22 protein-coding genes are annotated in these 24,145 nt (G+C 65.2%); 9 read left to right on the top strand and 13 right to left on the bottom strand.

Annotation, left to right across the window (positions count from 1 at the left end; genetic code table 11):
• Positions 1-43 precede the first annotated feature (43 nt).
• The 4 genes from tsaB (at position 44) to ACYUME_RS20495 (ending at position 2,867) form a co-directional block, all read left to right on the top strand.
• Complete coding sequence (gene tsaB, locus ACYUME_RS20510) at positions 44-718, top strand: tRNA (adenosine(37)-N6)-threonylcarbamoyltransferase complex dimerization subunit type 1 TsaB (RefSeq protein ID WP_460416577.1); 675 nt, start codon at positions 44-46, stop codon at positions 716-718.
• A 132-nt stretch (positions 719-850) separates the two neighbouring features.
• Complete coding sequence (locus ACYUME_RS20505) at positions 851-1,141, top strand: hypothetical protein (RefSeq protein WP_279888203.1); 291 nt, start codon at positions 851-853, stop codon at positions 1,139-1,141.
• Positions 1,142-1,144: 3 nt separating this feature from the next.
• Positions 1,145-2,014, top strand: a complete 870-nt coding sequence (locus ACYUME_RS20500) for a DUF72 domain-containing protein (protein WP_460416575.1) — start codon at positions 1,145-1,147, stop codon at positions 2,012-2,014.
• Positions 2,015-2,036: 22 nt separating this feature from the next.
• A complete protein-coding gene (locus tag ACYUME_RS20495; protein WP_279888200.1) occupies positions 2,037-2,867 on the top strand; it encodes an isocitrate lyase/PEP mutase family protein in 831 nt (276 codons plus the stop codon).
• 13 nt (positions 2,868-2,880) lie between these two features.
• Here the strand turns inward: ACYUME_RS20495 and ACYUME_RS20490 are convergent, their stop codons facing one another.
• Positions 2,881-3,501, bottom strand: coding sequence for an energy transducer TonB (locus ACYUME_RS20490; protein WP_279888198.1), 621 nt, complete (start codon positions 3,499-3,501; stop codon positions 2,881-2,883).
• Positions 3,502-3,597: 96 nt separating this feature from the next.
• Between ACYUME_RS20490 and ACYUME_RS20485 the strand changes: the two genes are divergently transcribed.
• Positions 3,598-4,380 carry a class I SAM-dependent methyltransferase gene (locus tag ACYUME_RS20485; RefSeq protein WP_460416574.1) on the top strand — a complete coding sequence of 261 codons (783 nt, stop codon included), beginning with the start codon at positions 3,598-3,600 and terminating at the stop codon, positions 4,378-4,380.
• A 918-nt stretch (positions 4,381-5,298) separates the two neighbouring features.
• Here ACYUME_RS20485 and ACYUME_RS20480 read toward each other — a convergent pair.
• Positions 5,299-5,940: a TetR/AcrR family transcriptional regulator gene (locus ACYUME_RS20480; RefSeq protein WP_279887579.1), complete on the bottom strand. Its 642-nt coding sequence runs from the start codon at positions 5,938-5,940 to the stop codon at positions 5,299-5,301.
• A gap of 171 nt (positions 5,941-6,111) precedes the next feature.
• Here ACYUME_RS20480 and ACYUME_RS20475 point away from each other — a divergent pair, with 171 nt between their 5' ends.
• Both ACYUME_RS20475 and ACYUME_RS20470 read left to right on the top strand, forming a co-directional pair.
• The gene (locus tag ACYUME_RS20475; RefSeq protein WP_460416572.1) at positions 6,112-7,209 is read left to right on the top strand and encodes an efflux RND transporter periplasmic adaptor subunit; all 1,098 of its coding nucleotides are present in this window, start codon (positions 6,112-6,114) and stop codon (positions 7,207-7,209) included.
• A 6-nt stretch (positions 7,210-7,215) separates the two neighbouring features.
• Positions 7,216-10,269 (top strand): efflux RND transporter permease subunit, encoded by a 3,054-nt coding sequence (locus ACYUME_RS20470; RefSeq protein WP_460416570.1) that lies wholly within the window; start codon positions 7,216-7,218, stop codon positions 10,267-10,269.
• Positions 10,270-10,360: 91 nt separating this feature from the next.
• On the opposite strand, the gene ACYUME_RS20465 is transcribed toward ACYUME_RS20470, so the two are convergent.
• The 3 genes from ACYUME_RS20465 to plsB all read right to left on the bottom strand — a co-directional run bounded on the left by ACYUME_RS20465 (position 10,361) and on the right by plsB (position 14,144).
• Positions 10,361-11,050, bottom strand: a complete 690-nt coding sequence (locus ACYUME_RS20465; protein WP_279887582.1) for a DUF4197 domain-containing protein — start codon at positions 11,048-11,050, stop codon at positions 10,361-10,363.
• Positions 11,051-11,083: 33 nt separating this feature from the next.
• Positions 11,084-11,482, bottom strand: coding sequence for a YbaY family lipoprotein (locus tag ACYUME_RS20460; protein WP_279887584.1), 399 nt, complete (start codon positions 11,480-11,482; stop codon positions 11,084-11,086).
• Positions 11,483-11,654: 172 nt separating this feature from the next.
• Complete coding sequence (gene plsB / locus ACYUME_RS20455) at positions 11,655-14,144, bottom strand: glycerol-3-phosphate 1-O-acyltransferase PlsB (RefSeq protein WP_460416568.1); 2,490 nt, start codon at positions 14,142-14,144, stop codon at positions 11,655-11,657.
• 228 nt (positions 14,145-14,372) lie between these two features.
• Between plsB and ACYUME_RS20450 the strand changes: the two genes are divergently transcribed.
• Positions 14,373-14,582 (top strand): cold-shock protein, encoded by a 210-nt coding sequence (locus ACYUME_RS20450; protein WP_011535295.1) that lies wholly within the window; start codon positions 14,373-14,375, stop codon positions 14,580-14,582.
• A 77-nt stretch (positions 14,583-14,659) separates the two neighbouring features.
• Here ACYUME_RS20450 and ACYUME_RS20445 read toward each other — a convergent pair whose 3' ends face one another.
• The 4 genes from ACYUME_RS20445 to ACYUME_RS20430 all read right to left on the bottom strand — a co-directional run bounded on the left by ACYUME_RS20445 (position 14,660) and on the right by ACYUME_RS20430 (position 19,805).
• Positions 14,660-15,037 carry a hypothetical protein gene (locus tag ACYUME_RS20445; protein ID WP_279887587.1) on the bottom strand — a complete coding sequence of 126 codons (378 nt, stop codon included), beginning with the start codon at positions 15,035-15,037 and terminating at the stop codon, positions 14,660-14,662.
• A gap of 16 nt (positions 15,038-15,053) precedes the next feature.
• Positions 15,054-15,866 (bottom strand): putative RNA methyltransferase, encoded by an 813-nt coding sequence (locus ACYUME_RS20440; protein ID WP_460416565.1) that lies wholly within the window; start codon positions 15,864-15,866, stop codon positions 15,054-15,056.
• A complete protein-coding gene (gene dapE, locus ACYUME_RS20435) occupies positions 15,866-17,017 on the bottom strand; it encodes a succinyl-diaminopimelate desuccinylase (RefSeq protein WP_460416563.1) in 1,152 nt (383 codons plus the stop codon). The genes ACYUME_RS20440 and dapE overlap by 1 nt, the downstream gene beginning before the upstream one ends.
• A 196-nt stretch (positions 17,018-17,213) precedes the next feature.
• Positions 17,214-19,805: a glycosyltransferase gene (locus ACYUME_RS20430; RefSeq protein ID WP_460416561.1), complete on the bottom strand. Its 2,592-nt coding sequence runs from the start codon at positions 19,803-19,805 to the stop codon at positions 17,214-17,216.
• A gap of 240 nt (positions 19,806-20,045) precedes the next feature.
• On the opposite strand from ACYUME_RS20430, the gene tcdA reads away from it, so the two are divergent.
• Positions 20,046-20,855, top strand: a complete 810-nt coding sequence (gene tcdA / locus ACYUME_RS20425; RefSeq protein WP_279887594.1) for a tRNA cyclic N6-threonylcarbamoyladenosine(37) synthase TcdA — start codon at positions 20,046-20,048, stop codon at positions 20,853-20,855.
• A gap of 72 nt (positions 20,856-20,927) precedes the next feature.
• Here the strand turns inward: tcdA and ACYUME_RS20420 are convergent, their stop codons facing one another.
• The 4 genes from ACYUME_RS20420 to ACYUME_RS20405 all read right to left on the bottom strand — a co-directional run bounded on the left by ACYUME_RS20420 (position 20,928) and on the right by ACYUME_RS20405 (position 24,047).
• Entirely contained in the window at positions 20,928-21,338 is a 411-nt protein-coding gene (locus tag ACYUME_RS20420) for a SufE family protein (RefSeq protein WP_460416559.1), read from the bottom strand.
• Positions 21,335-22,540 carry a cysteine desulfurase gene (locus ACYUME_RS20415; protein WP_279887598.1) on the bottom strand — a complete coding sequence of 402 codons (1,206 nt, stop codon included), beginning with the start codon at positions 22,538-22,540 and terminating at the stop codon, positions 21,335-21,337. The genes ACYUME_RS20420 and ACYUME_RS20415 overlap by 4 nt, the downstream gene beginning before the upstream one ends.
• Positions 22,541-22,620: 80 nt before the next feature.
• Entirely contained in the window at positions 22,621-23,655 is a 1,035-nt protein-coding gene (dapD, locus tag ACYUME_RS20410) for a 2,3,4,5-tetrahydropyridine-2,6-dicarboxylate N-succinyltransferase (protein ID WP_279887599.1), read from the bottom strand.
• Between the two features lie 44 nt (positions 23,656-23,699).
• The gene (locus tag ACYUME_RS20405; RefSeq protein WP_279887600.1) at positions 23,700-24,047 is read right to left on the bottom strand and encodes an ArsC family reductase; all 348 of its coding nucleotides are present in this window, start codon (positions 24,045-24,047) and stop codon (positions 23,700-23,702) included.
• Between the last annotated feature and the right edge of the window lie 98 nt (positions 24,048-24,145).

Below are 24,145 nucleotides of genomic sequence, written 5' to 3'. Positions count from 1 at the left end.
ATACTGCCGCTCTTTTCCCCCTGTCGCCTGGATACCGCGTTCGATGACCACCCTGCTGGCCCTGGATACCGCCACCGAAGCCTGTTCCGTCGCCCTGCTGCACGACGGCAAGGTGACCAGCCACTACGAGGTGGCCCCGCGCCTGCACGCGCAGAAGCTGCTGCCGATGATCAAGCAATTGCTGGCCGACTCGGGCGTGGCGTTGAGCGCGCTGGATGCCATCGCCTTCGGACGTGGACCGGGCGCCTTTACCGGTGTGCGCATCGCCATTGGTGTGGTCCAGGGTTTGGCGTTCGCCCTCGAGCGTCCGGTGCTGCCGGTTTCCAACCTGGCCGCGCTGGCCCAGGGCGCGCTGCGTGAGCGGGGCGCACAGCAGGTTGCCGCGGCCATCGATGCACGCATGGACGAGGTGTACTGGGGATGCTATCGCGCCGAGCAGGGCGAGATGCGCCTGATCGGCCAGGAAGCGGTGCTGGCGCCCGAGCGCGTGGCGCTGCCCGAAGGGCTGGGCGGTGAGTGGTTCGGTGCCGGCACCGGCTGGGGTTATGCCGAACGCCTGGCCGTGCAGGCTGCCGCCAGCGACGCCACGGCGTTGCCCTGCGCCCTGGATATCCTGACGCTGGCCAGCTTTGCCTGGGCCCGTGGCGAGGCGGTCGCCGCCGAACAGGCGCAACCTGTCTACCTGCGCGATAATGTGGCTACGCCCAAGGCACGCTGAAGGCAGTTCGTCGGCTATCGCCGTTCGAGATAAAACCTTTTGCGCGATCTGTGGTCCAGTTATCAGTTCGGGCATTAGCGAAGGATTCCTGATGCTGCTAAATTGCCATCATTGATCCTGAGTGCCCATTTCATGCGTATCGACGGCTTCTCCTCACAGAGCTACCCCCTCAAGCGAGCGCCTCGCAAGGCATCGGTGCGTGATGAGGCCATCGACGAGGCCGATGCCGAAATCATCGAAGACATCGATGCGCAGGTCAGCCGGGCCAGCCGTCGCGGCGAAGGCCTGCCGGCGCGCCAGCAGGACCTGATCTTCCCCCGCGCCCGCGATCGGCGGACCGCCTCGGCCCTGGCCAGCTACCTGACCACGGCTGGCTTCACCGACTGGGAGATGGAAGTGCTGGGGCTGGATCTGTACATTTGATGGATGACGCCATCTTCCCTTCCTTATTTTCTCGGTTGTCCGTCCTGGGCTGAAAACGCCTGGCGCGACTACCTCTATCCCGCCGACGCTCGCGCCAGCGAATTTCTTGGGCTCTATAGCCAGGTCTTCAACGCGGTCGAGGGCAACACCACCTTCTATGCCCGCCCGGCGCCCTCGACCGTCGAGCGCTGGGCGCAGATCATGCCAGCGGGGTTTCGCTTCACGGCCAAGTTTCCCGGCGATATCAGCCACGTGGGCGACCTGCGCGAACAGCTCGAGTCGGCGCGTGACTTCACGCGGCTCATGGCCCCGCTGGGCGAGCGCGTGTCACCCTACTGGCTGCAGTTGCCGGCGATGTTCGGCCCGGCGCGCCTGGGCGAGTTGGCATATTTCCTCGACGAGATCGGCGTGCCCGTGGCGGTCGAGGTGCGCAACGATGCCTTCTTCGCCCGTGGCGAGGACGAGCGTCAGCTCAATCGGCTGCTGAATGAGCGGAGGGTGGAGCGTATCTGCCTGGACCCGCGTGCGCTGTTCAGCTGCGTTTCCCGTGAGCCGGCCGTGCTGCATGCCCAGTCCAAGAAGCCCAGGGTGCCACCACGTCCCGCGGCTTTCAGCCAGCATCCGCAGGTGCGTTTCATCGGTCACCCGGAGCTTGCGGCCAACGAGTCGTTCCTGACGCCCTGGGTCGACAAGGTTGCCGGCTGGATCGAAGAGGGGCGCAGCCCCTATGTGTTCCTGCATACTTCGGACAATCGCCTTGCCGCCGCGCTGGCCCAGCGTTTCCATCAACGCCTGATGGTCCGTCTGCCGGGCTTGCCGGCATTGCCTGAATTGCCGCGTGCTCCGGAGGTCGAACAGCTGGGGCTACTTTGATCTGACTGTCGGAGGCTGAACCATGGATGTACAAACCCTGCGAGCCGAAGCTTTCAAGGCGTTGCATGAGCGCGATGGCGCGTTCGTCATCGCCAATCCATGGGATGCCGGCAGCGCGCGGCTCCTGGCCAGCCTGGGCTTCGAGGCGCTGGCCACGACCAGCGCGGGCCTGGCGTTCAGCCTGGGGCGGCCGGATGCCGAAGGCGCGCTGACGCTCGAGGAAACCCTCGGCAATGCTCGCGCCATCGTCGATGCCACGCCGTTGCCGGTGGCGGCGGACCTGGAAAACGGCTTCGGTGATCTGCCCGAAGACTGCGCGCAGACCATCCTTCGCGCCGCGGAGGCGGGACTGGTGGGTGGTTCGATCGAAGATGCCAGCGGGCATAGCGACGCGCCGATCTATGACTTCGAGCTGTCCGTGGCGCGGGTGCGTGCGGCCGTGGCGGCGGCACGCGGCTTGCCGTTCCCTTTCATGCTCTGTGCCCGTGCCGAGAACCTGTTGCACGGTCGCCTCGATCTGGACGACACCATTGGCCGGCTGCAAGCCTATGCCGAGGCCGGGGCGGATGTGTTGTACGCGCCGGGGCTGCGCAGTGTCGATGAAATCCGTGCGGTGGTGCAGGCCGTGGCGCCGAAGCCGGTGAATGTGCTGATGGGCATGGCTGGTGTGCCGCTCAGCGTGAACCAGTTGCAGGATCTTGGGGTGAAGCGCATCAGTGTCGGCTCTTCGCTGGCGCGGGCCGCATTGGGTGCTTTCCAGCGCGCCGCGCTGGAGATTCGCGACCAGGGCACCTTCGGCTATGGCGAGCAGGCGCTGCCGTTCGCCGAGCTCAATGAGCTGTTCCGGCGCTGAGGGCTTATGGGGTTCAGGCGCTCAGGCGCACGTTGTTCAACACCACCGGGCGTGCCCAGTGGATATCGAACTCCAGATCGTTCTGCTGCCTGGCCAGGGTCTTGTCGTCGAAGGGCTCGGGCGCGGGGTCGAGCAGGTTCATCTCGAACTCGGCGATGGGCAGGAACAACGGACGTGGCGAGGGGCCTGGGCCGGGCTCGGCGATGGGCTGGCCCTGGCTCATGACCACCGGTCGCAACCAGCTGTTGTCGATGTCGAGCTGGCGTTGCTGCTCGATCAGTTCGGCGGTGCTGAACGGCTCGGGCGCGGGCTCCAGCAGATGGGCCTCGAGTTCCGCCTTGGGCAGGAACAGCGGCTCGGGCGGTGCCAGCTCGGTGTCGTGAACGGGCAGGGCACGCTGGGCGTCGATCAGGGCCAGCGCACGAGCACCGCCGACAGGTTCGCCACTCTCTTTGTCGCACTGCATCAGCGCTTGGCTGAAACCGTCGACCTCGCCTTCCTGCTGCTCGGCCATGGCGCGGGCAAAGAAGTCCTGCCACAGGTGGCTGACGCCACCCAGTGCCTGGGCGTTCTGCCGACCGTAGTTGCCGACAGGCGACAGGTAGGTCAAGCCGATGGGAAGAGTGTCTGACATGGCAGTCGCGCGCGTTGTGCTCTGGCAGAATAGCGGGATATTGCCTGTATCGGCTCTGGCCGGGGTTTCATTAATTTATTTCGGGTGCGGGAACGGATGGTTGAGCAACAGCAGGGCGCGGGGATCAGGGTCGAGGCGCTGGCACCGGAATTCCAGGCACAGGCCGAGGCGTGGGCTGAGCGCCTGGGCTTGCCGTTGGTGGACGAGGCGGCCGAGTTCGCCGTTCAGCTGGGGGCCGAGGGGTTGCAGATTCAGCAGTTGGGGCCCCAGGCGCCTGGGCCTGTGCGTGTGGATTTCGTCGAAGGCCAGGCGGCGCATCGGCGGCTGTACGGCGGTGGCAACGGGCAGATGATCGCCAAGGCGGTGGGCATCGCCCAGGGCGTGCGGCCGCAGGTGCTCGATGCCACGGCGGGGTTGGGCAAGGATGCATTCGTGCTGGCCAGCCTGGGCTGCCAGATGACTTTGATCGAGCGTCAGCCGTTGATTGCCGCGTTGCTCGAGGATGGCCTGGCACGGGCGCGTCAGGATGCCGAGGTTGGCGCGATCGTCGAGCGCATGCGGTTGATGACTGGCAATGCTATCGAGCGCATGCGGGCCTGGGAGGGGGAGGCGCCGCAGGTGATCTATCTTGACCCGATGTTTCCGCACCGGGACAAGAGTGCACTGGTGAAGAAGGAGATGCGGGTGTTTCGGCCCCTGGTCGGGGATGACCTGGATGCGCCGGCGTTGCTCGAGGCGGCGTTGGCGCTGGCCACGCACCGGGTGGTGGTCAAGCGGCCGCGCAAGGCGCCCATTATCGACGGGGTCAAGCCGAGTCATAGTCTGGAGGGGAAGTCGAGTCGCTACGATATCTATCCCAAGAAGGCTTTGAAGGTTTGAAGCTTGGCTAGGGTTTAAAGTTGGTTGATGGTTGATGGTTGGTGGTTGGTGGTTGGTGGTTGGTGGTTGGTTTTGATAGTTGTATGCGCATTCATTTGTGATGTCGACGCACAGTCACCTTTCCGCCCTTACGGCGGGTCACTTTTTGTCAAACGCGACAAAAAGTAACCAAAAAACGCTGCGCTCCATCATCCGGCCCCTACGCTGCGCTCCGGGGTTCCCTCGCTCCGTTCTTGCTCCCGGGAGGACCGCGCTGAACGCCCCATCCTGGGGCGCAGCGCTTGACGGGCATCCATGCCCGTCACCTCCCTCCGCAAGAACTCCACTCGGCCTCCTGAAGTCGCAATTGGCGGCGCCTGGACTACCGCGGGCTTAGAAGCAAGAGCAAGAGCAGAAACTTTAAATTAGCTCTTGGCAGTTATTTACATATTGGTTGTTCTGGCCCTTTCGCGGGTAAACCCGCTCCCACAGGAGAGTGGTGGGAGTTGAAAGCATGCATAACCCTGTGGGAGCGGGTTTACCCGCGAATACGGACTTGAGATCACACACCTGCAACTAGCGTCAGCTGCGCCAACCCAGTCGCCGCCCGTAACTTCGCGACTTCAGGAGGCCGAACGCAGGACTTGCGGAGGGAGGTGACGGGCATGGATGCCCGTCAAGCGCTGCGGCCCAGGATGGGCCGTTCAGCGCGGTCCTCCCGGGAGCAAGGCCGGAGTGAGGGAACCCGGAGCGAAGCGCAGGGCCGGATGAATGGAGCGCAGCGGCTTTGGTTACTTTGGCCAAGACCAAAGTAACCCGCCGTAAGGGCGGAAAGGTGACTATGCGTCACCATCGCCAATGAATGCGCATACAACCATCAAAACCCACACTCTCGAAGCCGAAGCCGAAGCCGAAGCCGAAGCCGAAGCCGAAGCCAAACTACCCACGAAAAGCCCGAACAAACACCCCCACAGCCTCCCGCACATGCTCCTCGGCCTCAGCCCCACTCAGCGCCTGCGCGCACCCCAGCAGCAACCGATAATCCGGCGCCCCCTTGACCAGGCAGAAAAAATGCTCCGCCGCCCGCAGTGGGTTGTCGATACGCAGCAACCCTCGCTGGTCGACGCCACGCAGCAATGCCTCCATGCCAGCCAGCACCCGCTTGGGCCCGGCCTCGTAGAAGTACTGCCCGAACCCTGGATCCTGGCTTCCCAGCGCGATGATCAGCCGACTCAGCTTGACCGCTTCGTCACTGCTGATCAGCGCCTGGAATCCCCGCGCAATGTTTAGCAACACATCTTCGACCAGCGCTCCCTCGGGGTACTCGAACATCAAGTCCGGCAGCTGGTTCTGGCAGGTAGCCATGACCGCCTCGCCGAACAGCGTCTGCTTGTCGGTGAAATGGCTATAGACCGTGAGCTTTGAAACACCTGCCGCCGCAGCGACCGCATCCATGCTGGTGTTGGCGTAGCCAAGGCTGAGAAACAGGTCCTTGGCGGCTTCGAGGATCGCCTCGCGCTTGGCCAGGTCCTTGGGCCGGCCTGGGCCGATGGGTGCGTCGTTGGACATGAGAGACCGCATTCTGTGTGAAAGGGGCACATCTTACCGGGTCGCGAGGACGTCGGCTGTAGCGTACGTCGCAACGCAAATATGGGCTTTCTCTGAAACGTCCGCTTCCCCGGCCCGGTTCGCTGACTTAATATACTCGCCAGTATAAATATTCGATGCGCCCTCTGCCAAAGGTCTTCCATCATGTTGCGTCGTGCGTTGTCCCTCGCCTTGCCTGCCGCCATCGTGCTGCTCACCGCCTGCGGCCAGGAGGCCGCGCCTCCGACGGCGTTGCGCCCTGCGCTGGTGATCCAGCCCCAGCCCGCCGGGGCGTCCACCGACAGCTATCCCGGCGAGGTGCGCGCGCGCTTCGAGCCGGAACTGGCTTTCCGCATCGGTGGCAAGGTCAGCAAGCGCCTGGTGGAGGAGGGGCAGCGAGTCAAGGCTGAGCAGCCACTGGCCGAGCTCGACCCACAGGACGTGCGCCTGCAACTGGAGGCCAACCGTGCCCAACTGGCCGCCGCCGAAGCCAACCTGGCGCTGGTGCGTGCCGAGCGTGAGCGCTACCAGAAGCTGCTGGACCGGCAGATGGTCAGCCACTCCCAGTTCGACAATGCCGAAAATCTCTACCGCGCCGGCCTGGCCCGGCTGAAGCAGGCCAAGGCCGAATACGAAGTGGCCGGCAACCAGGCTGAATATGCCGTGCTGCGCGCCCCCCAGGCCGGCGTGATCGCCAAGCGCCAGGTCGAAGTGGGGCAGGTGGTGGCGGCTGGCCAGACCGTGTTCACCCTGGCCGCCGATGGCGAGCGCGAGGTCGCCATTGGCCTGCCGGAACAGCAGTTCGCCCGCTTCGCGGTCGGGCAGACGGTCAGTGTCGAGCTGTGGTCGCATCCTGACGAGCGTTTCGAAGGCCGGATTCGCGAGCTGTCGCCAGCGGCCGATCCGCGCTCGCGCACCTTCGCCGCGCGGATTGCCTTTACCTCCACGCGCAACCCCGCCGAACTGGGGCAGAGTGCGCGGGTGTTCATCGCCCACGGCGAACGCGCGCCGCTGGCGGTGCCGCTGTCGGCGGTCACCGCCGAGGCCGGCCAGGCGTATGTCTGGAGGGTCGGCAAGGACAACCGCCTCGAGCGGGTGATGGTGCGCCTCGGCGCCTACGGAGCCGACAGCGTGCCGGTGCTCGAAGGGCTGCACGCCAGCGACTGGGTGGTGGCCGCAGGCGGCCATGTGCTGCGCGAGGGACAACAGGTGCGGCCCGTGGACCGCAGCAACCGTGAAGTGAACCTGGCGGTCAAGGAGTAAGTCCCGATGGGTTTCAACCTTTCCGCATGGGCGCTGCGCAACCGCCAGATCGTGCTGTTCCTGATGATCCTGCTGGCGGCGATCGGCGCCATGTCGTACACCAAGCTTGGCCAGAGCGAGGATCCGCCCTTTACCTTCAAGGCCATGGTCATTCGCACCCTGTGGCCTGGGGCGACCGCCGAGGAGGTGTCGCGCCAGGTCACCGAGCGCATCGAAAAGAAGCTCATGGAGACCGGCGAGTACGAGAAGATCGTCTCGTTCTCCCGGCCGGGCGAGTCCCAGGTCACCTTCATGGCCCGCGACTCCCTGCATTCCAAGGACATTCCCGAGCTGTGGTACCAGATCCGCAAGAAGGTCGCGGACATCAAGCACACCCTGCCGCCCGAGGCGCAGGGGCCATTCTTCAACGATGAATTCGGCACCACCTTCGGCAACATCTATGCGTTGACCGGATCCGGCTTCGACTACGCGGTGCTCAAGGACTATGCCGACCGCATCCAGATCCAGCTGCAACGGGTCAAGGACGTGGGCAAGGTCGAACTCATCGGTCTGCAGGACGAGAAAGTCTGGATCGAACTGTCCAACGTCAAGCTGGCCACCCTGGGCGTGCCGCTGGCAGCCGTGCAGCAAGCCTTGCGCGAGCAGAACGCAGTGAGTACCGCCGGTTTCTTCGAAACCCCCAGCGAGCGCCTGCAGTTGCGCGTCAGCGGGCGCTTCGACAGCGTCGAGCAGATCCGCCAGTTCCCCATCCGCGTGGGTGATCGCACGTTCCGCATCGGCGACGTCGCCGACGTGCATCGCGGCTTCAACGATCCGCCCGCGCCGCGCATGCGGTTCATGGGCGAGGACGCCATCGGGCTGGCCGTGTCGATGAAGGACGGCGGCGACATCCTGGTGCTGGGCAAGGCCCTGGAGGGCGAGTTCGCGCGCCTGGCCCAAGGGCTGCCGGCGGGCATGGAGCTGCGCAAGGTCTCCGACCAGCCGGCGGCGGTGAAGGCCGGCGTGGGCGAATTCGTGCAAGTGCTGGTCGAGGCGCTGGTCATCGTCCTGCTGGTGAGTTTCTTCTCCCTCGGCCTGCGCACCGGGCTGGTGGTGGCGCTGGCGATCCCGCTGGTGCTGGCCATGACCTTCGCCGCCATGCACTACTTCGGCATCGGCCTGCACAAGATCTCGCTGGGCGCGCTGGTGCTGGCACTGGGGCTGCTGGTGGACGATGCGATCATCGCGGTGGAGATGATGGCGATCAAGATGGAGCAGGGCTACGACCGGCTCAAGGCCGCCAGCTATGCCTGGTCGAGCACGGCCTTCCCAATGCTCACCGGCACCCTGATCACCGCAGCGGGCTTCCTGCCGATCGCCACGGCAGCGTCGAGCACCGGCGAGTACACCCGTTCGATCTTCCAGGTGGTGACCATTGCCCTGCTGACCTCGTGGGTGGCCGCCGTGGTGTTCGTGCCCTACCTGGGCGAGCGCCTGCTGCCGGACCTGGCCAAGCTGCATGCGGCGCGCGGGCATGCCCCCGACCCCTATGCCACCCCCTTCTACCAGCGCGTGAGGCGCGTGGTGGAGTGGTGCGTGCGGCGGCGCAAGACGGTGATCCTGCTGACCATCGCCGCGTTCATCGGCAGTATCGTGCTGTTCCGGTTCGTGCCACAGCAGTTCTTCCCGGCTTCCGGGCGTCCGGAGCTGATGGTCGACCTCAAGCTCGCCGAAGGCGCCTCGCTGAACAACACCGCCGAGCGCGTCGAGCGTCTGGAGGCACTGCTCAAGCAGCAGGAAGGCATCGACAACTATGTCGCCTATGTCGGCACCGGTTCGCCGCGTTTCTACCTGCCACTGGACCAGCAACTGCCGGCGGCGAGCTTTGCCCAGTTCGTGGTGCTGGCCAAGTCGCTGGAAGACCGTGAGCGTCTGCGCAGTTGGCTGATCGCGACGCTGGACGAGCAGTTCCCGGACCTGCGCGCGCGGGTCACGCGCCTGGAGAACGGACCGCCCGTGGGCTATCCGGTGCAGTTCCGCGTTACCGGCGAACATATCGAGAAGGTCCGCGCCCTGGCCCGCGAGGTGGCGGCGAAGGTGCGCGAGAACCCGCACGTGGTCAACGTCCACCTCGATTGGGAGGAGCCGAGCAAGGCGGTGTACCTGGACATCGATCAGGATCGCGCGCGGGCCCTTGGCGTGAGCACCGCGCAGCTGTCCAGCTTCCTGCAGAGCTCGCTGACCGGCAGCAGTGTCAGCCAGTACCGCGAGGACAACGAGCTGATCGAGATCCTCCTGCGCGGTACCGCCGAGGAGCGCCGCGAGCTGGGCAACCTGGGCAGCCTCGCGCTACCTACCGACAACGGCCAGAGCGTGGCCTTGTCGCAGGTGGCGACCCTGGAGTATGGCTTCGAGGAAGGCATCATCTGGCACCGCAACCGCCTGCCGACCGTCACCGTGCGCGCCGACATCTACGACAAGGAACAGCCCGCGACCCTGGTCAGGCAGATCCTGCCGACCCTGCAGCAGGTCAGGGAGCAGCTGCCGGATGGCTATCTGCTGGAAGTGGGGGGCACGGTCGAGGATTCCGAGCGTGGCCAGCGCTCGGTGAATGCCGGCATGCCGCTGTTCATCGTGGTGGTGCTGAGCCTGCTGATGATCCAGCTGCGCAGCTTCTCGCGCATGTTCATGGTGTTCCTCACCGCGCCCCTCGGCCTGATCGGCGTGACCTTGTTCCTGCTGGTGTTCCGCCAGCCGTTCGGTTTCGTCGCCATGCTCGGGACGATTGCCCTGGCGGGCATGATCATGCGCAACTCGGTGATCCTGGTGGACCAGATCGAGCAGGATATCGCGGCGGGGCTGGATCGCTGGCAGGCGATCATCGAGGCGACGGTGCGACGTTTCCGGCCTATCGTGCTGACCGCGCTGGCGGCGGTGCTGGCGATGATCCCGTTGTCCAGGAGCGTGTTCTACGGGCCGATGGCGGTGGCGATCATGGGCGGCTTGATCGTCGCCACGGTGCTGACCCTGCTGTTCCTGCCGGCGTTGTATGCGGCGTGGTTCAGGGTGAAGAAGGGGTGAAGCATCGCGGGTCAAGCCCGCTCCCACGATTGAGTAGGCTTGACTCACGACTCGGTGGGAGCGGGCTTGACCCGCGATCGGGGCTGACGCCTCAGAGCGCGCCAAACACCTTCTTGGCCAGGCTGGTCGCGGCACCGGCCGGGTTCTGGCGAATGCTCTCTTCCTGTTTGGCGATCATCTCGAACAGCCCGTCCAGGGCTTTTTCGGTCACATAGTTCTCGATGTTCGCGCTCTTGGCGTCGAGCACGCCCAGGCCTGCGGCCTGCCCGGCGAAGTTGTTGTACTGCTGGGCCAGGCCGACCTTGTCGGTGGCCTGCTTGACGATCGGCAGGAACTTGGCGCGGATCTGCTCGCGGCTGCTCTTGTTCAGGTACTGGGTGGCCGAGTCCTGGCCGCCGCTGAGGATGCCCTTGGCATCGGTCACGGTCATCTTCTTCACTGCGTCCACCAGGATCGCCTGGGCTTGCGGCACCGCAGCCTCGGCGGCTTTGTTCATGCTGGTTTCCAGGGCTTCGACCTGTTCACCCTTGCCGAACATCTTCATGGCCTTGGCCGCCTTGCCGAGGTTGCCCGGCAGCTCGATGCGCACGTCGGGGTTGTTGCTGAAGCCGCCGGGGGCGCTCAGTTGCTTGACCGCGATCTGCGCGCCTTGGGTGAGGGCGTCCTTCAGGCCGCCGGAGGCGTCGCTCTGGGACAGGTCGCCGAGCGACAGGGCCAGGGCGTTGGCCGACAGCAGCAGGCCGGCGCAAAGGGTGGTGAAGCGCAGGGAGGTACGGATCATGGGGATTTCCTTATGGGCAGAATGTAACGGGGCTCAGCGGACCGGGTCGACCTTGATCCGCACCGGCTGCGCATCGCTGCCATCGAGCTTGACGCCATGGTGCTCGGTGTTGATGAACAGCAGCTTGCCGTCCAGTTCGATGCGTGCGCTCACCGCGTAGCGGTGACCGGGTTTGATCTGGGCCGGGTCGTAGCTGAGGTGGAACGGCAGCGGCACGTTGCCCTTGACCGGGCCGGCCTGGCTGGCCAGGGTCACGGCGGGGGCATCCATCAGCGACACGTCCTGCAGGCTCACACTGAGGGTGGCGGCTGGCGGCAGGGCGATGCGCTGCAGGTAGAAGACTTCGCCATCCAGGCTGGCCTGGTTCGATGGGGTGTTGCTGGAACAGGCCGCGAGCAGGGATGCGCAACACAGCATGAAGAGCTTTTTCATGGAATCTCCGGTGTACGTTGGGCTGGCTTGTGGCCAACCCCGGGGACTTTAGCGGATTTTCGCCCGGCGTGCGGCCCATCGCACCCACAGGGCGAGTGACACTCGGATCCTGTGGATGCGGGCTTGACCGCGAGGGGCTGTGCGCGGCAGCCCTTGTCAGCGCAAGGCGTTGTTACGCGGTCGCCAAAGGCTCCGGCGTTTCATCGCGGTGCAACGCCACTTGGCGGATCGACAGGCGCAACTCCGCCGACAGCACGCGCTTGGCCACGCCCTCGGCCAACTCGGCGAGCTTGTCGTGATAGCCCAGCTTGCCGTTGCCATCGGGCTGCAGCACGTCTTCGCGCACCAGGGTCTGGATGAAGTGGCGGAACAGCGTCTTGTCGAAGAACTCCGGAGCGTTCAGCCCATGCAGGATCGACAGGCGCTGGGCCATCATCACGCACAGTTCCTCCAGCTCTTCGGCGCTCAAGGTGTGCTGGCCGCTGTTGAGCAGCAGCGAGGTGGCCATGTAGAAGCGCTGCAGGGTCTGCGTGATGGTGCGGGCCAGCAGTGTCAGCAGGACGAACTGCCGCGAGCTGGGCGCCGGGCGCATATAGGTGTCCTGTTCCTTGCGCAGCAGCCCCTGCTCGACCAGTGCCTCCAGCCATTGGTCGATCACCTCGTCCAGCTGTTCGGGCGTCCAGCGCAGGAACAGCTCGGCCTGCAGGTACGGATACAGCGCCCGTACATACTGGCCCAGCAGTTCGCGGCTCATGCGCGAGCTGCTGAGGAAGAAGCTGGCCAGCAGCCCGGGCAGGGCGAAGATGTGCAGCACGTTGTTGCGGTAATAGGTCATCAGCACCGCGTTGGCTTCGTCCAGGTAGAGGATGCGGCCCAACGCGTCCTTCTGCTCGGCCAGCAGATCCATGCCCAGTACATGCTTGATCAGTGCCTGGCCATCGCCTTCGGGCAGCGTCGTGTGCGGCGAGTAGGGCACTTGGCGGAGCAAGGCCAGGTACAGATCGAGCACCCGGGTCAGGGCGCGTTCGTCCAAGGCCAGACGGCTGGTGGACAGCAGTGCCAGCGCCACCAGGTTGACCGGGTTGATGGCTGCCGCCTCGTTCAGATGGCGGGCGACGGTCTCGCCCAGGCGCGTTGTCGTGTCATTGAGCCAGGCCGGGCGGAACTGCGGCGCCAGGTCTTGCTCGCGCCAGCCGGGTTGCTGCTGATCGAGGAAGGCGTTGAGGCGGATCGGCTCGCCGAAGTTGACGTAGACCTGGCCGAAACGTTGCTTCAGCGCGCCGATGACCTTGAAGATGTCGAAGATCGACTCCTTCTTCTTGCTCGCGCCACGCAGTTCGCCCAGGTAGGTGCGGCCTTCCAGCACCCGCTCGTAACCGATGTACACCGGCACGAACACGATTGGCGTGCGCGAGGAGCGCAGGAAACTGCGCAGGGTGATCGCCAGCATGCCGGTGCGCGGCTGCAGCATGCGCCCGGTGCGCGAACGCCCGCCTTCGACGAAGTACTCCACCGGGAAACCCTTGGTGAACAGGGTATGCAGGTACTCGTTGAAGACCGCGGTGTACAACGGGTTGCCCTTGAACGTGCGGCGCATGAAGAAGGCACCGCCGCGGCGCAGCAGGCCGCCGATCACCGGCATGTTGAGGTTGATGCCAGCGGCGATGTGTGGCGGCGTCAGACCATTGCGGAACAGCAGGTAGGACAGCAGCAGGTAATCGATATGGCTGCGGTGGCAGGGCACGTAGATCACTTCATGGCCTGGGGCGATGCCCTGGACCTGCTCGATATGGTTGACCTTGATGCCGTCGTAGATCTTGTTCCAGAACCAGCTGAGCACCACTTCGAGGAAGCGGATCGCGGTGTAGGTGTAGTCCGAGGCGATCTCGTTGCCGTAGTGCAGTGCCTTGGCCTCGGCCTTGGCGTATGGGATCTTCTCGCGCTCGGCCTCGTCGCTGATGGCCTGGCGTACCAGCGGGTCGTGCACCAGGCCCTTGACCAGGTTGCGTCGGTGCGAGATGTCCGGGCCGATCACGGCGGTCTTCAGATTGCGAAAATGCACGCGCATGATGCGCTGGGCCATGCGCACGGTGCGTTCCTGGCCCTTGTTGTGCTCGACCAGCTCGCGCAGGTGAATGGGGGCGGAGAACTGAACGCGTGTCTTGCGCCCGAGGATCAGCACGCTCAGCAGGCGGCGCAGGCGTCCGGTAACCGCCCAGCTGTCGGCGAACAGCAGCTTCCAGGGGCTCGATTCACTGGCCGGCGTCTGGCCCCAGAACACGCTGACCGGAATGATCTGGGCGTCCTCTTCGGCATGCTGGCTGATCGCCGCGACCAGGCGTTCCAGCGTCGGCGGCGCGCCGCGCTTGTCGTGGCGACCGAGCCAGTCCGGGTCGGGCGTCAGGTAGAAGAAGGCCGCGGGTTCCTGCAGCGGGCCGACGACCACGGGCAACACCGGGCGTGGCAGCCCGGCCTTGGTGCATTCGTGGTCGATGACGGCGAGGTCGGTGAGCGACGGCGAGGGCAGGGCATAGAACACCGGCCGGCTGCGGTCGAGCTTGAGCGTCAGCGAGGATTGATTGATGGTTTCGGAGCGCACCCACAGGTAGAGAACGCGACGCAGGGCGCCGAAGATAAGGCGGCGCAGGGGGGAACGGGTCATGGGGGTGGGGCCCTGGTGAAGTTTCGGTGTTTTGCAGGCGGGTAGTCTGCCGTATCTGCGTAAGTTCAGCAAAAATCGGCAAAAATTCCCCCTGTCATGAATTTTTTTTGTTCCCTGTCATATACTCGGCCTGCCGCTTGCAGGATATTTCGGCAAGCTGCGTTAGGCGCGGGCGGTGAGCCCGTGTCGGCAAGGCGATCTTCAAAATAAAAATCCGGAGTAGTTCAGATGTCGTCTCGTGAGACTGGGAATGTGAAGTGGTTCAACGATGCCAAGGGTTACGGCTTCATTCAGCGCGAAGGTGGTGCGGACGTGTTCGTCCACTATCGGGCTATCCGCGGTGAGGGGCATCGCACCCTGGTCGAGGGGCAACAGGTTGAATACGCCCTCGTGCAAGGCCAGAAAGGCCTGCAGGCCGAGGACGTCGTCGGTCTCTGACCGTCGTCTTGAGCGGTAAGCTTCAAGCTGCAAGCTGTCCGTGGAGCTTGCAGCCTGATGCGATCGAACTTGTAGCTTCAGTTCGTACGCCAGGTGATTTCCTGCTCACCCTCGGCGCTGATGCGGATCCAGCGATCGGCATCTTCCTCCCCATCTTCCTCGGTCCAGCTCCCCGGCGCGCAACGCACTTCGACGTCGAGTGCGGCGAATGCCGCGCGGGCGCAGGCGATGTCGTCGGCCCACGGCGTCTGGTCGCTTTCCAGGTACAGACTGTTCCATTTCCCTACAGCTTTCGGTAACCAGGTGACCGGAATGTTACCGGCGGTGCATTTGAACGTCTGGCCTTTCTGCTTCCATTCGCTGCACGGGCCCAGGGCCTGGGTGAGCCAGGCGGCGATCTGCTTGTGGTCGACGTCTTCGTCCTTGAGGTAGATCTCGATATCGGGTTGACGCATGGGGGCTCCAGTGTGCTCAGTCTTGGCGCACGAAATAGTCATAACGCATGGAAACCGTGACCTCGAACGGCTCGGGCTGCTCGATCACCCGTGCGCGTTTCTCGGCGCTGGCACGCCAGCCGTGCGGCGTCATCGCCAGCAGATCGGCGCGGGCCTTGGCGTCGGCCAGGGCCAGGCGAAACTCGAGGACCTCGCCGTGGGCGTGGGCCATGCCTTCGGGTACCAGGGCCAGGTGCTTGTCGTCGGCGTACGGGCGCACTTCATCGTAGAGCACCTCGCGCAGCTCCATCAGGTGGCCGCTGGTCGGGCCGACCCGCATCAGACCGCCGCCTGGGGCGAGCAGGCGCTTGGCCTCCTGCCAGTCGAGCGGGCTGAACACGCTGGCGATGAAGTCGCAGCTGGCATCGGCCATGGGCACGCGGGCCATGCTGGCCACCATCCAGGTCACCTCGGGAGCGCGGCGGCAGGCACGCTTGACCGCCTCGCGGGAGATGTCCAGGGCGTAGCCGTCGGCCGCCGGCAGCGCCTGGGCAAGCTGCGCGGTGTAGTAGCCTTCGCCGCAGCCGATATCCAGCCAGGCCTGTGGCTGGCGCTCGACGGCGAGCTCGGCCAGGCGACGCGCCACGGGCGCGTAGTGGCCGGCGTCGAGGAAATCGCGACGGGCTTCGACCATGGCCTGGTTGTCGCCGGGGTCGCGGCTGTTCTTGTGCTGCACCGGCAGCAGGTTCAGGTAACCCTGGCGGGCGCGGTCGAAGCGGTGGCCGGCCGGGCAGGCCACGCCGTTGTCGAGGCGCGTCAGGGGCGCCTGGCAAAGAGGGCAGGCAAGCATCAGGCGAGCAACCGCACCAGGGTCTGGTAGTAGATCTCGGTCAGCAGGTCGAGGTCGCTGGCCAGGATGCGCTCGTCCACCTGGTGGATGGTGGCGTTGACCGGGCCGAGTTCGACCACCTGGGTGCCCATGGTGGCGATGAAGCGGCCGTCGGAGGTGCCGCCGCTGGTGGACGGTCGCGTTTCGCGGCCAGTGACCGCCTTGATGCTCGAGGACACCGCGTCGAGCAGTTCGCCCGGCTCGGTGAGGAACGGCAGGCCCGACAGCGCCCAGTCGATCGACCATTGCAGCTGGTGCTTGTCGAGGATCGCGGCGACGCGCTGCTGCAGGTCTTCGACCGTCGACTCGGTGGAGAAGCGGAAGTTGAACAGCGCGACCAGATCGCCTGGCACTACGTTGGTGGCGCCGGTACCGGAGTTGAGGTTGGAGATCTGGAAGCTGGTCGGCGGGAAGAACGCATTGCCTTCGTCCCAGTGCTCGGCTGCCAATTCTGCCAGGGCCGGCGCGGCGAGGTGGATCGGGTTGCGGGCCAGGTGCGGGTAGGCCACGTGGCCTTGCTTGCCACGCACGGTCAACTTGGCGCCGAGCGAGCCACGACGGCCATTCTTGACCACGTCGCCGAGCAGGGTGGTGCTCGATGGCTCGCCGACGATGCACCAGTCCAGGCGCTCGTTGCGTGCTTTCAAGCGCTCGACCACCGCCTTGGTGCCGTGGTGGGCCGGGCCCTCTTCGTCGCTGGTGATGAGGAAGGCGACCTTGCCACGGTGGTTCGGATGGTCCTGCACGAAGCGCTCGCAGGCCACCACCATCGATGCCAGGCTGCCCTTCATGTCGGCGGCGCCGCGGCCGCAGAGCATGCCGTCGGCATCGATCAGCGCCTCGAACGGCTCATGCTGCCACTGCTGCACGGGGCCGGTGGGGACCACGTCGGTGTGGCCGGCGAAGCACAGCACCGGACCGTCCTGGCTGCCGTGGGTGGCCCAGAAGTTATCGACGTCTTCGAAGCGCATCGGCTCGAGCTGGAAGCCGACGGCGCCCAGACGGTTCATCATCTGGGTCTGGCAGTCGGCGTCGAGCGGGGTGACCGAGGGGCGGCGGATCAGGTCGCAGGCCAGTTGCAGGGTGGGCGAAAGCTCGGCAGGGGCCGTCATTGAAGGACTCCGGGGCAAGGCAAGGCAGGAAATCTGAGGGGCGTTATCTTATATCAAACTGACAGGCCAATGGGGCCGCTGTGCGGCCCTTTCGCGACACAAGGCCGCTCCTACACAGGTACGCGATCCCCTGTAGGAGCGGCCTTGCCGAAGCGTCGGACCGGTCGGATAGGGGCGCGCAGCGCCCCCGGCATTCTCAAGCCTGTTGCGTTTCGGCGGCCTTTTCAGCGGGCTTGGGCAACGACGACAGCAACGCCATCACCAGCGCCGCCAGGTACGGCAAGGACTGCACCAGCAGCATCGCCACCCAGAAACGCATGTCCGAACTCGGCAGCCCCTGCACCAGGTAGATCCCCAGCGCCGCGCCCCACAGCAACAACATGATGAACAGCTCTTCGCGGGCTTCGGAAATCGCCACCAGCAGGCCATGGCTGTCGGCGTTCTTCGGTGTGCGGAAGAACGGCATGCTGCTGGTGAAGAACCCGTACAGCACCGCCTTGGCGATGGTGTGCGACAGCGCTAGCCCCGCCAGCGCGGCGGCGAAGGCATCCTTCAGGTCGACCCCCACCGCGCGGCGATAGAGGAAGACGATCTTGCCGACCTTGAAGAAGAACAGCGCCAGCGGCGGAATGGCGAACATCATCAGCGGCGGGTCGACCCGGTGCGGCACGATGATCATCGCCGCCGACCACAGCAGTGCGCCGACAGTGAAGAAGATGTTCATGCCGTCGGCGATCCATGGCAGCCAACCGGCCAGGAAGTGGTAGCGCTGGCCACGGGTCAGCTCGCTGCCCTTGCCGCGCAGCAGGGCGCCGGCGTGGTGCTTGATGATCTGGATGGCGCCGTAGGCCCAGCGGAAGCGCTGTTTCTTGAAGTCGATGAAGGTGTCGGGCATCAGGCCCTTGCCGTAGCTGTTGTGGGCATAGGCCGCCGACAGGCCTTTCTCGAACACGCGCAGGCCCAGCTCGGCGTCTTCGCAGATGCACCACTCGGCCCAGCCCAGCTCCTCGAGCACGCTGCGCCTGGTCATGGTCATGGTGCCGTGCTGGATGATCGCGTCACGGTCGTTGCGGGTGACCATGCCGATATGGAAGAAGCCCTTGTACTCGCTGTAGCACAGCTTCTTGAAGGCGCTCTCGTGCTGGTCGCGATAGTCCTGCGGCGATTGCACCACGGCGATCTTCGGGTCGGCGAAGTGCGGCACCATGTGCTTGAGCCAGTTGCGGTCGACGCAGTAGTCCGAGTCGATCACCGCGATCACTTCGGCATCCTTGGCCGTATGCGGGATCAGATAGTTCAGCGCGCCGCCCTTGAAGCCGGCCAGGGGCGCCACATGGAAGAACCTGAAGCGCTCGCCGAGCTTCTCGCAGTGGGCCTTGAGCGGCTCCCACACGGCGGGGTCCTTGGTGTTGTTGTCGATCACCAGCACTTCGTAGTCCGGGTAGTCCAGTGCGGCGAGGGCGTCGAGGGTCTGCTTGACCATCTCCGGCGGCTCGTTGTAGCACGGCACATGCACCGAAACCTTGGGGCGATAGGCGCTGTCGCCCTGCACGGGCAGGAACTCCCTTCGTCGCTTGTGGATCCACACGGCCTCGGCCAGTTCATGGGCTTCGGTCAGCAGCACGATGAACACCCCGAGAGCGCCCAGCGCCAGCAGCACGCCCACCGTCAGGCTGAACCAGGTGCTGTACTGCTGGCTGTAGTCGTAGGCGATCCACACCAGCACCGACCCGCACAGGAAGGTGATGAAGGTGAGGAAGGTGCGCCCGCGCTGGCGCAGGGCCGAGCCGTCGATCAGCAGGATGGCCAGGGCGATCATCGCCAGCACCACCGAGGCCACGGCCAGGGCGCGCCATTGCGGGATCGCCACGATCGGTCCTTCGAAGTTGAATTTCTGTTGGCGCTCGGCGTTGTAAACGCCCCAGTAGGCGCCTACCGAGCCTTCGTCGCTGGCCTTCCACGGTTGGTCGTAGGCTTCGATGACGAAGTAGTTGTAGCCGCGACGGTTGAGGGTATTGACCAGGGTGCGCAGGTAGATGGCCTGGTCAGCCTGGGTGGCGTCGGCGCCGCCGCGCATGCGGCCGTTGCTTGGCCAGCCGACCTCCGAGAGCAGCAGGGGCTTGCGCGGGAACTGCTTGCGCAGCTCGCGGGCACGATCCAGGACGAACTGCACCGAGTCCTGCATCGGCACGAACTCCCAGTACGGCAGGATGTGCGCGGCGACCAGGTCGACGTGCCTGGCCAGTTCCGGGTGGTCTTTCCAGATATGCCACTGTTCGCTGGTGGTCACCGGCACCTTGACCGCGGCGCGAACCCGGTCGAGGTAGCCGATCAGTTGCTCGGGGGTGACTTCCTCGCGGAACAGGGCTTCGTTGCCGACCACCACGCGTACCACGCTGCGCGAGGTGTTGGCCAGGCCGATGGCCTTCTCGATTTCGCGCTCGTTGCGCTCCAGGTCGTTGCTGATCCAGATGCCCAGGGTGACGCGCAGGCCCAGTTCCTCGGCCAGGCGTGGTACCTCGGCCTGGGTGCCTTCGACGGTGTAGATGCGGATGTTGTCGGTCAGCTTGTTCAACTGCTCGAGGTCCTGGCGGATCTCGTCCTCGCTGGGGTACTGGCCCTTCTGCGGGCTCTGGCCCAGGCGGAAGGGCGAGTAGGAAAAGCCGGAGATCTGCTCTGGCCAGGCGGGCGCGGAGACCGGGCGGTTGATCAGCGCCCAGAACCCGGTGAACAGCGCGGCGATGGCCAGGACCACCACCAGGTTGAGACCGAATTTGCGTGATGACATAGGTGTGCGTGATTCCGAAGAGGGGAGCGGGGTGGGGCCGTCGGGGTGTGAGTCCTACACTACCGGGGGTGCCGTCCATTGGATTTACGGACGAAGATGAAGTTCTGCGTCCGCTCTTTGTCGTCCATATCTGAGTGTTCGATAGGACATTAAAGCAGGGTTGGCACGACTGTTTCCAACGACAGCCCTTAATCACGCCGCTTGGCCTATAATGCGCGCCGGTTTTTTCGAGGTAGAGCCATGAGCACAGAAGATCCACGCTTTGCCGGCGTCGCCCGGCTGTACGGTGACGACGGCCTGCAGCGCCTGCGCCAGGCCCATGTGGCCATCGTCGGCATCGGCGGCGTCGGCTCGTGGGCAGCCGAGGCCATGGCCCGCAGCGGCGTGGGCGAGATCACTCTGTTCGACCTCGACGATGTCTGCGTGAGCAATACCAATCGCCAGGCCCACGCGCTGGAAGGGCAGGTCGGGCGACCCAAGGTCGAGGTGATGGCCGAGCGCCTGCGGGCGATCAACCCGGCCTGCACGGTGCATGCGGTGGCCGACTTCGTCACCCGCGACACCATGGCCGAGCACATCACCGAGCAGCTGGACTGCGTGATCGACTGCATCGACAGCGTGATGGCCAAGGCCGCGCTGATCGCCTGGTGCCGGCGACGCAAGATCGCCGTCGTCACCACCGGAGGCGCGGGCGGGCAGATCGACCCGACCCAGATCCAGATCGGCGACCTGAACAAGACCTTCAACGATCCGCTGGCCTCGCGGGTGCGTTCGACCTTGCGTCGGGATTACAACTTCTCGCGCAATACCAGCCGCAACTACGGCGTGCCGTGCGTGTTCTCCAGCGAGCAGCTGCGCTACCCCAAGGGGGATGGCAGCGTGTGTCTGCAGAAGAGCTTTGTCGGTGAAGGCGTGCGGCTGGACTGCGCCGGTGGGTTCGGCGCGGTGATGATGGTGACCGCGACCTTTGGCATGGTCGCGGCGAGCAAGGCCGTGGAGAAACTGGTGGCCGGGGCCAGGCGTCCGTCTGAGCGGGTCAGGCCTGAATGATCGAGTAGATCGCTATGGCCTGCTTCGCGGGCCTGTGGGAGCGGGTTTACCCGCGAAGCAGGCAGCGCCGATTCATCGATTGGAGGCGAGCTCAGCCATCCGCTGTAGCACGGCATGCAAGCCATTGCTGCGCGATGGCGACAACTGGCGCTCCAACCCAAGGCGGCCGAACCAGTCGCTCAGGTCCACCACCGCCAGCTCGTCGCGGTCCAGCCCCTGGACCCTGACCAGCAGCAGCGCCAGCAACCCGCGCAACAATCGCGCATCACTGGTTGCCTTGAACAGCCATTGGCCGTTCTCCTGGGTAGCGACAAGCCACACCAGGCTTTCACAGCCATGCACGCGGTTGGCATCGGTTTTTTCGCTGTCGTCCAGCGGCACCAATCGATCGCCCCATTGCATCAGCAGGCGAGCACGCTGCTCCCAGCCACGGGCCTGTTCGAAACTCTCCAACGCCTGGCTGGCTTCGGCCGACAGGCTCATCGCAGCAGCTCCAGGCCCTGATCGAGGGCCTCGAAGAAGCGCTGCAGGTCGTCACTGTCGCTGTACAACCCCAGCGACACGCGGATCGCGCCATCGAGTCCCAGCCCTTTGAGCAGAGGCATGGCGCAGTGATGCCCAGCGCGCACGGCGACACCCTGCTCGGTCAGCAAATGGGCGATATCGGCGTTGTGTATACCTTCGACGACGAAACTGGCCAGTGCCGCCTGGGGCGAGCCGAGCACGCGAATGCCCTCGCGATCCAGCAATCCTCGCAGCAGATGCCGATGCAGGCTTGCCTCATGGTTGGCCACGGCATTGGCATCCAGGCTGGCCAGGTAGTCCAGGGTAGCGCCTAGGCCGATGACCCCGGCGATCGGCGGCGTGCCGGCCTCGAAGCCCAACGGTGCCGGGCGGAAGCTGGCGTCCTGGTAGTCCGCCAACTGCACCATCTCGCCGCCATACTGCCAGTGGCGCAACAGTGCCAGCGCCTGCTGACGGCCATACAGCACGCCCACGCCGTCCGGGCCGTAGAGCTTGTGGCTGGAGAACACATAGAAGTCGCAGTCCAGTTGCCGCACATCGTGACGACCGTGGACTACGCCTTGGGCGCCATCGACCACGCTCAGCGCGCCCTGGGCGCGGGCGTGGGCCAGCAACGGCGCCAGCGGTTGCCAGGTCCCCAGCACGTTGGACAGCTGGCTGATCGCCAGCAAGCGGGTGCGCGGGCCGATCAGTTGCAGGGCCTGTTCCAGGTCGACATGCCCCTGGTCGTTCACCGGCAGGATCACCAGGCGCAGCTGACGTCGGTGCGCCAGCTGTTGCCAGGGCAGCAGATTGGCGTGGTGCTCCAGGGCGCTGACGGCGATTTCGTCGCCGGGCTCGAAGCGGTGTTCCAGGCCATAGGCCAGCAGGTTCAGTGCCGAGGTGGCCCCGTGGGTAAAGACGATCTGCCGTGCATGCTCGGCGTTGAGCCAGGCGGCGACCTTGTCACGGCTGCTTTCGAAGGCCTGGGTGGCCAGGGCTCCCGGCAGGTGTTGGGCACGGTGCACGTTGGCTGCGCCATGGCCATAGTAGTGGCTCAGGGCATCGAGCAGGGCCTGGGGCTTCTGGGTGGTGGCGGCGCTGTCCAGGTAGGTCTGGCGCTGCCGTTGCAGGGCGGCGATGGCGGGGAAATCGGCACGCCAGGGGGAGGGTTGGAACATGTTCGCGGGGCCTGGAATGAAAAATCGGGTCTGCCCGTAAGAGCAGACCCGATCTTATCACTTCGAACCTGAGTAGGTTCTCAGTTGTGCGCGTGCAGCGCCTCGTTCAGCTCGATGGCCGACTTGTGGGTCTTGCACTCCACCGCGCCATTGAGCGAGTTGCGACGGAACAGCAGGTCGGTCTGGCCGGCCAGGTCGCGGGCCTTGACCACTTTGACCAGCTGGTTGTTCTCGTCCAGCAGGTTCACCTTGGTACCCGCGGTGATGTACAGGCCGGCTTCGACGGTGTTGCGGTCGCCCAGCGGGATGCCGATGCCGGCGTTGGCGCCGATCAGGCAGCCTTCGCCGACCTTGATGACGATGTTGCCGCCACCGGACAGGGTGCCCATGGTCGAGCAGCCGCCGCCCAGGTCCGAGCCCTTGCCGACGAACACGCCGGCCGAGACACGGCCTTCGATCATCCCTGGGCCTTCGGTGCCGGCGTTAAAGTTGACGAAGCCTTCGTGCATGATGGTGGTGCCTTCGCCGATGTAGGCGCCCAGGCGCACACGGGCGGTGTCGGCGATGCGCACGCCGGCCGGGACCACGTAGTCGGTCATCTTCGGGAACTTGTCCACCGAGAACACTTCCAGCAGTTCGCCCTTCAGGCGCGCTTCCAGTTGCCGCTCGGCCAGTTCGGCCAGATCGACGGCACCCTGGTTGGTCCAGGCGACATTGGGCAGCAGCGGGAAGATACCGGCCAGCGATACGCCGTGCGGCTTGACCAGGCGGTGCGACAGCAGATGCAGCTTGAGATAGGCCTCCGGGGTCGATGCCAAGGCACCGTCTTCGGCCAGCAGGGTGGCGACCAGCGGCTTGTGGCTCTCGGCCAGGCGAGTCAGCAGGGCGGCCTGGGCAGCATCGACGCCCTTGAGGGCGTCGGCCAGTTGGGCGGCCTGGGCGGTCGTGAAGGCGATGGCCTGGTTGCCCCCTTCGTAGCCAAGGACTGGCGCGACGGCCGCGATCAGTTCGGCGGACGGCTTGAGCACCGGCAGCGCGTAGAAGACTTCCAGCCAGGCGCCCTGGCGGTTCTGGGTGCCGACACCGAAGGCCAGGCTGAACAGCGATTGAGACATGCGATTACCTCATGCGAAAAAGGGGGGGGGAGCGTAATGCGGGATCAGGCCAGCGCGGCGGCGTACGAGTCGGGCTTGAAGCCGACCAGGGTGCGATCACCAAGGTCGAGCACCGGGCGCTTGATCATCGACGGTTGGGCGAGCATCAGCTCGACGGCCTTGGCCTGGTCGAGGTCGGCCTTGCTGGCGTCGTCGAGCTTGCGGAAGGTGGTCCCGGCGCGATTGAGCACGACTTCCCAGCCGTGCTCATCGCACCAGCGGTTCAGGCTGTCACGGTCGATGCCTTGGGTCTTGTAGTCGTGGAACTCGAAACCGATGGCCTTTTCTTCAAGCCAGGTACGGGCCTTTTTCATGGTGTCGCAGGCTTTGATGCCGTAGAGAGTGTAAGCCATTGAATGCCTGGGGCTGCCGGGATCGACCAGGCATCCCCGATGCTCCTTGAAGATTGGGTGGGGCCGATTATGCGGCATCGATGGGACCGGCGCCACGG

It is taken from the genome of Pseudomonas sp. microsymbiont 2, from assembly GCF_054788395.1.
This window is presented reverse-complemented; position numbering and strand designations above follow the sequence as displayed.